13 protein-coding genes are annotated in these 13,367 nt (G+C 43.9%); 10 read left to right on the forward strand and 3 right to left on the reverse strand.

Going from position 1 to position 13,367, the window contains the following annotated elements:
* Positions 1 to 65: 65 nt before the first annotated feature.
* Positions 66 to 1,739 (forward strand): DUF6138 family protein, encoded by a 1,674-nt coding sequence (locus PMI05_RS09075; RefSeq protein ID WP_007720235.1) that lies wholly within the window; start codon positions 66 to 68, stop codon positions 1,737 to 1,739.
* A gap of 96 nt (positions 1,740 to 1,835) precedes the next feature.
* A complete protein-coding gene (locus PMI05_RS09080; RefSeq protein ID WP_007720236.1) occupies positions 1,836 to 2,333 on the forward strand; it encodes an imm68 putative immunity domain-containing protein in 498 nt (165 codons plus the stop codon).
* Positions 2,334 to 2,499: 166 nt separating this feature from the next.
* On the opposite strand, the gene PMI05_RS09085 is transcribed toward PMI05_RS09080, so the two are convergent.
* Positions 2,500 to 3,543, reverse strand: a complete 1,044-nt coding sequence (locus PMI05_RS09085; protein ID WP_007720237.1) for a zinc-binding alcohol dehydrogenase family protein — start codon at positions 3,541 to 3,543, stop codon at positions 2,500 to 2,502.
* Positions 3,544 to 3,668: 125 nt separating this feature from the next.
* Between PMI05_RS09085 and PMI05_RS09090 the strand changes: the two genes are divergently transcribed.
* Positions 3,669 to 4,046 (forward strand): helix-turn-helix domain-containing protein, encoded by a 378-nt coding sequence (locus PMI05_RS09090; protein ID WP_007720239.1) that lies wholly within the window; start codon positions 3,669 to 3,671, stop codon positions 4,044 to 4,046.
* Positions 4,047 to 4,151: 105 nt separating this feature from the next.
* Positions 4,152 to 5,282, forward strand: a complete 1,131-nt coding sequence (locus PMI05_RS09095; RefSeq protein ID WP_007720240.1) for a response regulator — start codon at positions 4,152 to 4,154, stop codon at positions 5,280 to 5,282.
* Between the two features lie 17 nt (positions 5,283 to 5,299).
* On the opposite strand, the gene PMI05_RS09100 is transcribed toward PMI05_RS09095, so the two are convergent.
* On the reverse strand, positions 5,300 to 8,374 hold the full coding sequence (locus tag PMI05_RS09100; protein WP_007720241.1) for an ATP-binding protein: 3,075 nt from the start codon (positions 8,372 to 8,374) through the stop codon (positions 5,300 to 5,302).
* 252 nt (positions 8,375 to 8,626) lie between these two features.
* On the opposite strand from PMI05_RS09100, the gene PMI05_RS09105 reads away from it, so the two are divergent.
* Positions 8,627 to 9,046: an S-layer homology domain-containing protein gene (locus PMI05_RS09105; RefSeq protein WP_007720242.1), complete on the forward strand. Its 420-nt coding sequence runs from the start codon at positions 8,627 to 8,629 to the stop codon at positions 9,044 to 9,046.
* A gap of 83 nt (positions 9,047 to 9,129) precedes the next feature.
* Here the strand turns inward: PMI05_RS09105 and PMI05_RS09110 are convergent, their stop codons facing one another.
* The gene (locus PMI05_RS09110; RefSeq protein WP_007720244.1) at positions 9,130 to 9,489 is read right to left on the reverse strand and encodes a hypothetical protein; all 360 of its coding nucleotides are present in this window, start codon (positions 9,487 to 9,489) and stop codon (positions 9,130 to 9,132) included.
* Positions 9,490 to 9,703: 214 nt separating this feature from the next.
* Between PMI05_RS09110 and PMI05_RS09115 the strand changes: the two genes are divergently transcribed.
* The 5 genes from PMI05_RS09115 (at position 9,704) to PMI05_RS09135 (ending at position 13,339) form a co-directional block, all read left to right on the forward strand.
* On the forward strand, positions 9,704 to 10,282 hold the full coding sequence (locus PMI05_RS09115; protein ID WP_007720246.1) for a TMEM175 family protein: 579 nt from the start codon (positions 9,704 to 9,706) through the stop codon (positions 10,280 to 10,282).
* Between the two features lie 213 nt (positions 10,283 to 10,495).
* Entirely contained in the window at positions 10,496 to 11,065 is a 570-nt protein-coding gene (locus PMI05_RS09120) for a hypothetical protein (protein WP_007720247.1), read from the forward strand.
* 192 nt (positions 11,066 to 11,257) lie between these two features.
* A complete protein-coding gene (locus PMI05_RS09125) occupies positions 11,258 to 11,680 on the forward strand; it encodes an SMI1/KNR4 family protein (RefSeq protein WP_081496806.1) in 423 nt (140 codons plus the stop codon).
* 53 nt (positions 11,681 to 11,733) lie between these two features.
* The gene (locus tag PMI05_RS09130) at positions 11,734 to 12,300 is read left to right on the forward strand and encodes a hypothetical protein (protein WP_007720249.1); all 567 of its coding nucleotides are present in this window, start codon (positions 11,734 to 11,736) and stop codon (positions 12,298 to 12,300) included.
* A gap of 13 nt (positions 12,301 to 12,313) precedes the next feature.
* Positions 12,314 to 13,339 carry a hypothetical protein gene (locus tag PMI05_RS09135; protein WP_007720250.1) on the forward strand — a complete coding sequence of 342 codons (1,026 nt, stop codon included), beginning with the start codon at positions 12,314 to 12,316 and terminating at the stop codon, positions 13,337 to 13,339.
* Positions 13,340 to 13,367: the final 28 nt, after the last annotated feature.

The following is a 13,367-nucleotide window of genomic DNA, read 5'->3' on the forward strand; positions in this document are numbered from 1 at the left end:
GGTTTCCCATTTTCATAGTATGATTATGTTGAGAAAAGATGGAAAACGCGAAAAGGCGGGAGACAATGAACGAATTACAGAAAGAAGCGCTGGAAGAGATGAAAACGGCGATTCATAAATGGTTTGACGAACAGGAGAGTCGAAAGGACGCAGAGGAAGTGGTCTTGCGCACCACACTGCAAGTAGGCATCTTTAACTTTGTCATGCTGGATTATCGGCCGGGCAGGACTAGGGTTGAAAGTTCGAAATCTGTGGGGAGTGCCGCAGGCAAAAAGTCGATGAAAGCTTCACCCTTTACGCGGGAGCAGATATTGCATGAGGTTCAGCCCCTGCTGGCGGAAATCGTAAGGGAGAGGCTGGACAGGCTGGAAACGTCGCCATTGATCAACTACCGTTTTACCTTCCAAGGAGCCTTCGCAACGTTGGACGGGCTTGTGGAATTAACGGTGCTGGAAACTGTATACGAAGAGAAAAAGCGGCAGCTTCTGGAGCGAATTCAGTCCTATATGGAGGAAAAACTGGAGAAGGGCTCTTACCCGACAAACAGGCGGGAAACCTTCTTTTTGGCGCGTCATCTGCTGGATCCGTATTTGTTCCCCGAACCGGAAGCCGCAAAGACGATAGCTTTATTTGACCGGATTCAGGAGTTGAATAAAGAACAGGTTGAGGCTCTCGCGGAGCATCGAAGAGATATCATTAGGGCTTTGACCGGCTGGGTCGAGAATGTATTTTTGCCGCATTACTATGACGTCACCCGTTCCGAATACAGGACCAATGAGTATGTAATCAAGCCAGATGCTGTTTTTGAGGACAAGAATGAGCCGAATCAGCCTATCGACCTTTTGTTGTACGGAGCGGTAATGATTATTCGTTACGAGCCGGACTTTAACAAATTCAAGGGTCAGACTTTTCTGGAGCTGGCGAAGCAGCTTGGCAGCGGTAAAGCCGCGCGTATGCTAAAGGATGGCAGCGATAGCTTCTCGCAAGAAGAAGTCCATTTGCGCCATGAATTGGTCGAATGCAAGGCTAACGATGTTTTTTCTCTCTTCACAATCGTTATTCGCAAGGAAGAAGCTGGGGCGTATGAGCGGGCGATTTCGTTTATCCTCTCCCTGCTACGAAAGGACTTCCCGAAAAGCTACAAAATCAAGTTAAAATCCAGCGTGAGAGAGTATTTACCCATCAAGGGGCTAGCCAAATCGGACACGCACCGTTTTTTTGCGAACGCTCTGGCTTATTCCGAGCTGCATCCTTTATTGGAGGAATACGCTCGTGAGGCGATGGAAGAGTATGAATGGTACGAGGATACGGAAAGCGAAAGAAGCGTAATGCCCGGCAGTTATGCTGTGTTCGGGCTGGGGCTTTCGTCCGAGCGGTATTTTTCGCTTGTTGAAGCTTACATGGACATTGTGGATGATGAGCATCAGCTGGTGCATGACAAGTTCACAGCCGTTTTTGCCGAAACCTATGGCATAACGGAACGCTCGACTCCCACCTTGATCGCCTGCCTGCTGCGCTCCCACGATTCACTAAAGCTGAAGATTCAGCCGGAGCTGGAAAGCGAAGACAAGCTGTCGCTATTCGTACAGCAAATAGAGACTCTGTCGGATGATGAGGCCGAGCGGGTACTGTACCCGATCTGGGGCAAGGCAGAGAAGCTGGCTGCATTGGCTCGCAAGGCGCAAGGACCGCATAAGGAGCTTATAATTCGTCTGCAAAAGGCGGCGGGTATAGCCTGACGGTGGCTCGGTGAAAGCGGCATTGATAAGTATGCTTTTGAGTGAAACGATCTTATTTGGATCATTACCATGCTTAAAAGAAAGTGGGAGAAGAACATGTACATAAGCAAATGGTGGGGAGATTTAATTGGCGGTTCCGATGATTCGCTGGCACTAGTAGACTATTTGGAACAATTGGACTCAACGGATGTGACGCTCAATCAGATTTTAAAGGACTTGGGTCTGGATGTTCTGCTTTCTGAGGGAGACTTGAAAAACGGCGGAAGTATTGGATTTGATATAAAAAATGCTAACGGCACGTTTCGAGCAGAACTTGATATTGCCTGCTCAGTTCTAATCGATCTTTCAGCCATTGTGTTGGAATCTCAAAAATCAGGCTATGTCGATTTGCATGATTTGGATGAGGATAGGCAGCCGTGCAAACTTTATATAGATGCCTCTGAAGAAAAAAGGAACCTGCTTCGGGATGAATTGTACAAGTTTTCCCGTGATCCGCTGGCTTACGAATTAGCCGAGCTTGTTCCGGCGGATGATATGAGAGAGCTTGCGGAAAAGGCAAAAATGATCGCAGACGAGCTGGCACCGTTAAGCTGAGCCCTATCACAACTAAAGGCAGGTTTTTACAGAATCTGGGGAGGATTTGTCTCGCCAGCACATGCCGTTGCACTCAAAAAGGCCCCATAGTAGCATGGGGCCTTTGAGTTGTCTATTCACATCATCGCATTTTGGAACCAACCATGCCTACTTCGTCTTCATAGTTTCAGAAGTTTTCTAAAACGATTTTTCCAATGGTCCGTCCAGATTCCAACTTCTCATGCGCGAAACGTAGGTTTGCTGCATTGATTGGCTCCAGTCGTTCAGTCAGCGTAGTTTTTATTTTCCCATCATCGATTAAGTCCGCCAGTTCATTCAACAATTCGTGTTGTTTGATCATGTCATTGGTTTGAAACAAGGACCGTGTAAACATGAACTCCCATACAAACGTTACACTTTTAGAAAACAGCAAGTCCATTTTCAAGCTCCCTGCCCAGGTAGTTTTATTTGCAGGAACGATAGAGCAAATTTTACCTTGGGGGACAATGACTTCCGCCATATTTTCAAGATGTTGAACCGTATCATTCAAGCAAAGGATATAATCTACGGCGTCAATACCAACTTCCTTGAGTTGAGGGAGAAAAGGGTTGTTGTGGTTTATGATAAAATCCGCACCGAGACTTTTAACCCATTGAATGGACTCTGGACGTGAAGCAGTACCGATGACGGTCAAATCTGCTAATTTTGCAAGTTGAATGGCAATCGATCCTACTCCTCCAGCTGCACCGATAATCAGTATGCTTTTGTTTTCACCTGTATTTACGCTAATTCCTAAACGATCAAATAGGCCCTCCCATGCAGTTATAGAGGTAAGCGGTAATGCGGCGGCGGCAGCAAAATCCAAACTTCGCGGCATATTCCCCACAATTCGTTCATCAACTAAGTGAAATTCACTGTTACTGCCTGGTCGAGACACACTGCCCGCATAATAGATCTTGTCCCCAGGTTTAAACAATTCGCAGTCAGGACCAACTTGTTCTACGATTCCAGCGGCATCCCAACCAAGAATTTTCGGTGAATCGGCTTCGTAGTTATGACTTTCGCGGACGCCTACATCTGCAGGGTTGACGGAGATTGCTTTTACACGTACAAGCAAATCACGGCCTGTAGGTTCCGGTTTATCCAAGTGCAGATCAATAAGGCTTTCCGGATTAGATATAGGGAGGTATCGGTAAGCCCCGACAGCTTTCATCTTTTGGTGAGTATTCATGGGTATCCATCCTCTCAAATAGGAAATGTTGTACAGTTGCATTGTAAATCGATTCAATTACTTTAAGTAAGTACGCATATTTTTATGGTATAGTATTAAAAATCAAACCATTGGGGGATAAGCTGATGGGAGACCGAAGAAAGAAATATGGAATGAGTCCAGATATGCAAGCATGTCCGGTTGAAACAACGCTGGATGTTATTGGTGGAAAGTGGAAGGGGATCATTCTCTATCAGCTCCTGAACGGAACGAAAAGATTCAATGAATTCAGGCGCCTCAATCCGGGAATCACGCAGTTTATGCTCACATTGCAGTTAAGAGAGCTTGAACGGGATGGCATCATTCATCGCGAAATATATAAAGAGGTTCCTCCAAGAGTGGAATACTCCCTTACTGATTTCGGAAGGACTCTGGAACCGGTCATTATGTCAATGAAAGTATGGGGCGAGTCTTATAAAGTGCGGCTTAATGAAAATCAAACGATACAAGAGGAGGAGAGTTAAAGGCAAGTTGAGCAGTAACCTAAGTAGTGGAGCGGGAATGTTTGGGTAAATGATCAGGGAGGGAATAGTTTAGAGAATAGATAGAATATTAAAGTGGGGAACAGTATGAAAGCGATCTTAATCGACGATGAAGAGTTGGCATTAAATTATTTGGAACATCAGTTATTACATATCGGCGATTTTGAAATTGTTGGCAAGTTTACGGATCCGATGATCGGCAAACGAGAGATTGAAAAAAATGAGATTGATATTGTCTTTTTGGATATTCAAACACCAAAGCTAAACGGTATCGAGTTGGCCGAACAGCTTTTGGAAGTGAAACCTCAATTGCAAATTGTCTTCGTCACCGCATATGAGAGATATGCGATTAAAGCATTTGAGCTGAACGCCCTCGACTATGTCTTAAAGCCAGTTGGCAAGCAACGTCTGCAAAATACAATGAAACGAATTCAATCCATGATGGAGGAACATACGACCTTCTCCCTCCAGAAATCGGAGAATTTACAAATGAGTCTGTTTCAACAAGTAACGATTGTAGATGGGGGCCAGGAAATCCCACTTCGTTGGCGAACTGCCAAGGTGCAGCAGTTGTTCTTATATTTGGTTCAACACAGGGGAACAGCGGTTAATAAAACGGCGATCATTGAGTTGCTCTGGCCAGAGCTTGAACCGGAAAAAGCCTATCATCAATTGTATACGGCTATCTATCATATTCGCAAAACGTTGGCGCCATTTAGTAAATATTTTCAAATCAGCAATACATCAGAAGGATATAAGGTAAGACTAGAACAAACCATCTTAGATGTGGATCAGTTTGAGCGTTTTTTTCGCTCTGACATATCCTTATCTGCGGAGACGATTGGCGAATATGAACAAGCTATAGCTCTGTGTAAAGGAGATTATTTGCAAGAGCATAATTACATATGGGCAGAAAGCGAGCGTCAAAGATTACAACTGCAATGGGTGCAAACCGCCGTGAAAATGGTGGATTGGTATTACGCCAATGATGAATGGGACAAAGCCATCACGCTATGTTTGGACATTTGTCACCGTTATCCGATTGAGGAAGAAGCTTATTTTTTCCTTATGAAAATATTTGCTGACATGGGAAGGCACTCTTCGGTTCACAAGCACTACGATCAATTAACGAGTGTGTTATGGAACGAATTGCAAGAACAGCCTAATCCGGCTATTACAGAATGGTATCAACTTTGGAGGCAGAAAAATAAGGAATAAACCGGGTGGCTTATTCCTTATTTTGGGAGTCTGAAAGTTACGATCGTACCTTGTTCAGGTGAGCTATCAATTGTTAATCCCTGGTTATATAGTTGTTTTAGTCGCCGTTCCATATTTCGCAGACCTACGCTTGCTCTTTTTTTGCCATGCCCTGTTTGGCTGAAAAGTTGATTCAGATCTTCCTCTGTTATTCCTTCCCCATCGTCTTGGATGGAAACTTCGAAATAATCCTCTTTGTCTTTGATGTGAATCCAGACTGTTCCCCCACTTGTGCGTTGCATTAAGCCGTGTTTGATTGCATTTTCGACTAGCGGTTGTATGGATAAGGGTGGTAAATAAAAATCGAGATCAGGGTCCAGATCCCATTCCACTTGTAATCGATCGCCAAATCGTTGCTTCTCGATATACAAATAAGATCGAACAAGATCAAGTTCATCGTGAAGCGAAATAACGGGTTCAGAATTATGAAAGTCGAAGCTCAAACGCAAATAGTTGCTAAACTCTTCAAGCAGTGCCTGCATTTTCGTGAAGTCCTGGAGTCCCAAGGCGGCAATTGAATTTAATGCGTTAAATAAAAAATGAGGTTCGATTTGTGATTGTAACCATGCTCCTTCCATACGCAAACGTTCATCGAAGGATATTTTAAACTCTGTTAAGGCTTTTACTCTTGCCTTTAATTCCCAAGCATCGACGGGTTTCTTAACATAGTCGTTTGCCCCTGCTTGAAAGCCGGTTACAATATCCTGGGAACGATTGCGCGCGGTCAAGAGCAGGACAGGCAGTTCTAAAACAGAGAATCGTTTCCGGATGATGCGTGTTAGTTCATAGCCGGATACGTGAGGCATCATGACGTCTGAGATGACCAGGTCCACAGGTTTACGTTCCAGTATGGACAGGGCTTGCTGAGCGCTGGTTGCCGTGCTTACTTCATATTGATCTGATTCAAGCATTTTGCTAAGGATGTTCAGGTTAATGCTGTCGTCATCCACCACGATAATTTTTGCTTTTCTATTAATAGAAGAGACCGTTTCTGTCGGTGTAGTGATTTGATCAGTCGTTGCAGCGGCCATTTCTAGAGAAGTCTGCATCAATGTCTGAGCGCTGCTTTCTTCTATTGGAACGGAATCTGGAGCTAGTGGAAGTGTAAAAGTAAAGGCAGAGCCTCTTCCCAGGGTGGACTGAACCGATAGAGTACCGCCGTGCAGCTCAACCAACTGTTTGGAAATATGTAAGCCAAGCCCGAATCCGCCACTTGCTCTGATTGAATTCAGTTCCGCTTGTTCATAAGGTTGAAAAATGATTTGCAGAGCCTTTTCCTCGATGCCAACCCCAGTATCCTCTACTTGGATATACGCAAATCCGTTAGCCGTTGTCGCGCGAATCGTGATGGTTCCTTCATCTGTAAATTTAATGGAATTATGTACCAAATTGAAAAGAATTTGAATCAGCCGGTTTTCATCTCCCCGAACAGAAGGAAACGAATCGTCTATTTCCGCTTTTAAAGCAATCGGTTTTCCGTCCAGCATCAGTCTCGCCATATCGAAAACACCAGCGAAGATAGACTGCAGGTTTAATTTTTTCTCATGCAGGCGAATGCTGTTCTCCTTTAATCGGGTTACATCCAGCAAATCATCTAGCATGAGCGTCAGACGCCTGCTGACATGCAGGAGAATATCTAGACGCTTTTTGTGTTCTTCATGAAGGGGCGTGTTTGTATCCTCGATAATCGCTTGTGTGATATTGATGATGCCATGTAATGGGTTTCTTAGTTCATGAGAGGTATTCACCAAAAATTCGTCCTTGCGCTTATCCTCTTGCTGTAATTTCTCAGCAAGATGTTTCGTTTCAGTCGTTGCCCGGAAAAATCGTCTAAACCAATATGCCGCAAAAGCAAGTACGGCAAAGATCAGGTTGAAGGGGTAGTGAACAATTTCTAAGCCTAATATGGCATAAGCAATCGTCCAGATCACATTCACCCCTACAAACAAGCAAGCTAGCAGGAGAAATATAATGTCTTCCTTTTCCCGAATGGCTTTCCAGAGTATGTAGGCAGAAATAATGACGGATAGGAGCATCACGATAGAGAGCATTCTGCTCATAGCTAAGATAGTTCCAGCAGGTACGAAAAGGATGAACATGGCGTATAAACTGCACAAGCCACCGAAACCTTGTAAAATCCTTCTGTTCAGATAAGCCGGAAGCAGGTAATGAAACAAGGGAGGAATGAAGGCGACCGCACCGACATAGGAGAGATACGTCAACTTAACTGTCCAATCATAATCGAACTGCAACCAGACAAATAACAACTTGTCATCGGCTGTTACCACAGTCAATATTCCACAAACCATGACCAATGAGAAATATAACAAGCCTTTATTTCTGGCACCCAGGAAGTACAGGAGCAAGGCATATAAACTATGGATCAGAAACACGACGAGTAATAATAGTTGCAAACTGATGGAGAGGATCGTCCGCATCTGTACAGCTTCTATCGTACCGAAGCGAATAGGTTTTGTGATTCCTCCTGCTCCGACATCATTGGAAACATGGATAAGCAACTCTACTTGACCTTGTTCTGGTGTCAGTTTGACAGTATAGGGAATATTGCGTGCTTGATGCTCTATGTTGCTGGTTGCCGGTTGTCCCACCTGGGAGACTAATTTCCCATTGGCATAGACGGTCGAGGCAGTTCGAAGCTCATTGATCCTGAGCCCAAGTGTCTGTTCCTGTTCCTGATCAAGCAAGATGCGTAGTCGATACGTGCCGAAGTGGAAGGAGTCCGGTACACCCTGCTCATGAACAAATGCTTCATCCCACCGCTTGGGTACTTGGAGGTATGTCTGTCCCTCAGGTTTTTTCAGGCTGTTTCCCTCTATGAACTGAGAAGGGAAGAACTCCCACTCCCCATCCAACCGTAATGTTTGGTATTCCGAGAATTCCCACCCGCGTAAATCAAGCACACCTTGTACAGCCACTGGTTTTTCAGCGTAGTCAAAGGTGGTGAGGAAACTCATCCAGAGTAAGCGAACGGCTGTTACCACTAGTAGAGCAACAACGATCATTTTCGTCCATTTCCAGGCGACTGTTTTCATTTCATAACCTCAATTAGTAATAGTAGCAACCTCTTAAGCCCCCATTTATGGATGTAAGTCATGCCCCCTATAGGTTCGGTTATTAGTTGTCTATGTTTGGGACCATTTCATTATTTTCATAAAGAATAGTTTTCGACAAGATATTCAGGACACCTCTTAAAAACAATCGATCGGGTGTTTAGTGATTCAAGATTTGATAATGGAATTTTGTAGAGTTTTTGTAGAGGGCGATTTGTTAAAATCTGATTCAATGTGGCTGCAATAATTGTTGCAGCAGATGCGATTAGAAGAGCGAATGAAGCAGGTCTGATGAACGGTTATGCGAATGGCACGTTCAATCCGGGAGGCGGAATCACGCGCGCGGAAATGGCGACCATTGTATACAAATATCTGGGATTAAATGGAGACGGCATGCCGAACAACTTCTACGATGTACCAGCAGATCACTGGGCAACTCAGATTATCGCGGCAGTAAGTAAAGAAGGCTACTTGGCTGGCTATCCAGATGGTACATTCTATCCCCAAAAGACATTGACTCGAGCAGAAACGGTCACCATTATCAATCGTTTGCTGAACCATTCGCAGTTAAGCATGGTAATAGGACAAAGCTGGCCGGATGTACCTCCAAGCCATTGGGCGTACAAAGATATTGAAGCAGCAACCAAAAAGTAAAGGGAACTCTCTTTCCTAATCCAAAAAGACCGGAGTGCATATTTTTATGCTTCTCCGGTCTTTTTCGACTACTCTTATAATCGCTAATTCGGGAAATTCCCTTGCAGGTAGGAATCCCATAGGTTATTGATAAATTCAATATTGATCTTGTTTTCAAACGCCTTGGAAATTAGACCAAGGTCGTCTGACGCATACCCTGCCAGTTCTGAATTCTGGGTTATCCGAAAAGTTTGCTTGAACACAAATTCCCTAATTTCTCTGATCACAGTATTTTCAGAGGGGGCAATTTCATCAACTTTTTTGTAACTAGAACTCCATGCCGTATCAAATTCATCAGCATCCCTAGCGTCTAATTCAGCGTCCCAATCAACATCTTTATGGAAGACATTCTCTAAAAAACTGTCATTACTGATTATCGAAAGTATCTCACTCGCTGTTTTCAACGGAACTCTACCCCCTTCCATCATATACTAATGGTAATCACTTTGAAGGACAATGGGATCTCGGTCTTCGTCATCAAATTGGCCAAGTGTCTGCGTTAAAACGATCCTGAATGAGGGAAAGGTTGTGCTTGACATCATGAAGAAAAGATAGAATAAACTATGGATATCTATTAGATCAATTCAGCGCGCAAAGCGGGAAATAGGTGATCACCAAATGAGAGCAAACCGGATGGAAGCGTTCAGCGATGGCGTGCTGGCAATTATCATTACGATTATGGTGCTAGAATTCAAAGTACCAGAAGACCACGACTGGCATTCGTTAATCGAACTAGGCCCAAAAGTTCTTAGTTACATCTTCAGTTTCATTTATGTCGGCATCTACTGGAACAATCATCATCATCTGCTGCACATGGTTCGCACAATGAACGGGCGGCTCATGTGGTTGAATTTGATGTTGCTCTTTTGGCTATCCCTTATTCCGTTCACGACCGCGTGGATGGGGGAAAGCGAGTTTGCTCCCGCTCCGATGGCATTGTACGGGATCATTCTTTTGCTTGCAGCGACTTCTTACAGAATGCTTCAACTCGCAATCATTAGCCAGCATTCTGGCGATTCTGCATTCGTAAAGTCAATGGGCAGAGACTGGAAGGTGAAAATATCTCCTGTTCTCTATTTGCTCGCGATATTGACCGCGTATGTGAGTCCATGGGTATCCGGCTTCTTTTACGTACTCGTTGCCGCGATCTGGGTCGTGCCGGAAAAGCGAATCGAGCACATTTTGAGAAGCGAATAATTGGACCTGAGACAAGCATAGGAAACGAAAAGAAGCCTCCAAACCGGAGGCTTCTTTTTTCAAGAGGTTGCCGTTATAGACAACGCGGTGAGCCATATCATCAGTGGAGATCATTTCAAAAATTCAGGCAAAAAGTAGGTAGACTCAGGAAAGACCCATACTATAATGGAAATAACAACCATGCATGAGAAAGCGATTTGAGGAGGCCATCTCGTGGGAAGATCATTCGCAAATTTGCATATCAAGTCAAAAAACGTGGAGAAGACCATCGAAGCATTAAGAGAGTTAACCAAAAGGCACCCCGAAGTACTAGGCAACCGAAAAGATGAGGCACAAGAGATTAACGTTGTCATGTACGTAAGCAAAAGCAACGAGAACTGGATCAGCGTGCTCCACGATTATTTTGTATGGGGCACGGTGAAGAAGATCGGCAAAACATTGTCCCAGCTTACTGAGGAACCAGTGATGACGATCGGATATATGAATGAAGAAATATTCGAGGTGTCGTTTTTCGAGAATGGAGACATCCAAGCCGAAAAAATCTTTTGTGAACAGTGGACGAGGGATGAATATGGACTCAAAGAAGAGCGTCTTCATGATGACTACCTACGAGAATCGTTAGATATCCGTAATGAGGATTTTGAGGACTTCATCAGCATGACGAGTCCCTATCAAGCCGTTGATAAGCTGTCGGATCTCGTGAAAATGTCTTTATGGAGTGATGCGGAGTGGATACCACATGAAGAAACTCTCAGAGAACGATTCAAGAAATATGAATTTTGAAACTATATCGGCTGTATAGGCACGTCTCTTTGCTTTCAATATATGAAAAGTGGTGGTGAACCAAGAATGGCTAAGGACGTCTGGGACAACATCTTAAAACATATCCAAACAATATCACACCCGATATTTTCTACAGTCACCCCCCTGCCACAGGGGAAGAAATAAACCTCTTGGAAAGCACAACAACTACCCATTCATTTCCGAAACTATCTATCTACATGGAATGGACAACAAGAGCATGTGCCTTTTATCGGCTACAACTCCTTTTTATCTATTCCAGCTATCATCGAAACATGGTCCATGCTGAATGACTTGTTTGAGGACGAAGAACAGGTGGATTGGATTGAGGAAGACCGAATCAAGCCTTTGATTTGGAGTAAGAAATGGATTTCGTTTACTGATTTTGAAGCATCCTCTCATCTGATTCTGGATTTAGATCCGGGGAGAAACGGCATCTCGGGGCAAATTTTTAAATATCACTCCGGTATGGGTTATCAAGAAGTGATTGCAAACTCATTTGAGGAGTTCTCCATTGAAATTTTAAAGAGGTTTCAAGGCAACCAAATTTCATTTACAGAAGGTGTTATTTCGTTTGATGATCATTACTTTGTTTGATCGCGAGGGAGGAAATATGCTGTCTTCGCTTGATATTGTCTAAGGAGGCATGAATGAAACTATCTTTTACATTAGATACATATGGAACGTGTGTAGGTCAATTGAGAGATGAATTGTTGCCGCTAGAAGATTTAGCAAAAACATGGCAGTTTCCGTATGATATTCATTTTATATGGCGTGTTTTACCTGAAAGTTACGGGCGAAAAACATTTAGACGCTTTGATAGCAGGGACCATGCTCTAGATTTAGACATCAGCATCATGTATGAGCAGTATCAACGAATGTCTAAAAATGAACAACGCGAAGCCTTGGGTATTTACCTCTATCAGTATCTGTCTGAGTCTGTTGCTACCTATAAAAAGCATGCAGATAAGGAGACACAAGATCAATTTTTAGCCCGGGTAAAAAGTTGGATGATAGAAAACAATTGGCTGGATGGAAAGATCAATAAAGCTCGGGAACTTCTAGCGCAAAACCTCGGACTTTACGAGGTCAGCCAACAATTGCAAATGCCATTAGAAGAAATTGAGTATATCTTTCTCCGCATGAGTGACTATGAGCCAACTGACGTTCATCCAGATAACATTGTCGCAGGAAAGGCCCCGCCATATCCTTTGTAAGGAGGCTGTACGCGTGCGAAAAATATGGAAGAGAAGAATTCTGATCAATAATCCTGTTGAGCTGGACCGGGTTCAGATCGGGCAGGACTTGCGCGACGGCAACCAAGTGATTGTCCAGTTCTCTCACCCGGAGTTTTATGGCTCCATTTTGGAGGAAGTGGATGAGCTTTGTGCGCGTTTGGATGAAAACTTCGGAGTGCGTTTCTATGGGCACTATTCTCTCTCGTTCGATGGACATACTCTCTTGCGGATTCCCCATGTCAAAATGCTGCATCTCAATAGTCTTACCCAGGCACATAACACCGAAGTATTGGCCACGCTGAAACATTTGCACAGTTTACACCTGGGCATATACGAGTTGGAGAATTCAGAGGTTTTGGGAATAGAAACGCTGCGCTCTCTAAGAGAATTATCGATTATCTCTGAGAAAAAAACTCTCAACCTGCAATATTTGAAAGAGTTCTCTCATCTGGAACAATTGCATGTCGGGGGTAAGGTGAAAAACCTGGATGCGGTAGGCGATCTAAAGGATTTGAATTATCTCGCACTGCATTCGATCAGCAAATTACCGTTACATTTTGTTAACCGGCTTAAAAAACTGAAGCACCTTCGCATTTTGCTTGGAGGTCGAGAGCATATTCAAGAAATTGAAGAGAACGAAATCGACGACCTGGAGATCTCCAGAGTCCGCGGATTTCATGACCTGTCCAATATCGCGAACTTCCGAGCGCTAACGCGTCTTATGATTGAAGATCAAATTCAACTGCGTGAAGTCAGCTTTGAGCGGGAGATGAAGGCGTTGGAGGAGCTATCCATTTGGAATTGTAAAGGCTTGGCTCGTTTGACGGGAATAGAGCAATTGTCTTCGCTGCGCAAGCTCCGCATTTTAAAAACAGCCATCGATTTTGATACCTTTATCCATCAAAAACTTCCAAGTGCTTTATCTACAGTGGAATTTGTGACTAACAAAACAAAAGTAGACCAAGAAATACAAGAATCGTTAGTAAAGTTAGGTTATCAAAAGTGGAGTCGAGTGTGAGGAGAGAGGGTGAAGCCCATGTATGACA

Source organism: Brevibacillus sp. BC25 (assembly GCF_000282075.1).
Classification (GTDB): domain Bacteria; phylum Bacillota; class Bacilli; order Brevibacillales; family Brevibacillaceae; genus Brevibacillus.

What these genes read in the sequence shown, in the direction of transcription:
- PMI05_RS09080 (WP_007720236.1), top strand. Translation starts at nt 1,836, where the DNA reads ATGTACATAAGCAAATGGTGGGGAGATTTAATTGGCGGTTCCGATGAT.
- PMI05_RS09095 (WP_007720240.1), top strand. Translation starts at nt 4,152, where the DNA reads ATGAAAGCGATCTTAATCGACGATGAAGAGTTGGCATTAAATTATTTG.
- PMI05_RS09100 (WP_007720241.1), bottom strand. Translation starts at nt 8,374, where the DNA reads ATGAAAACAGTCGCCTGGAAATGGACGAAAATGATCGTTGTTGCTCTA.
- PMI05_RS09085 (WP_007720237.1), bottom strand. Translation starts at nt 3,543, where the DNA reads ATGAATACTCACCAAAAGATGAAAGCTGTCGGGGCTTACCGATACCTC.
- PMI05_RS09075 (WP_007720235.1), top strand. Translation starts at nt 66, where the DNA reads ATGAACGAATTACAGAAAGAAGCGCTGGAAGAGATGAAAACGGCGATT.
- PMI05_RS09090 (WP_007720239.1), top strand. Translation starts at nt 3,669, where the DNA reads ATGGGAGACCGAAGAAAGAAATATGGAATGAGTCCAGATATGCAAGCA.
- PMI05_RS09130 (WP_007720249.1), top strand. Translation starts at nt 11,734, where the DNA reads ATGAAACTATCTTTTACATTAGATACATATGGAACGTGTGTAGGTCAA.
- PMI05_RS09115 (WP_007720246.1), top strand. Translation starts at nt 9,704, where the DNA reads ATGAGAGCAAACCGGATGGAAGCGTTCAGCGATGGCGTGCTGGCAATT.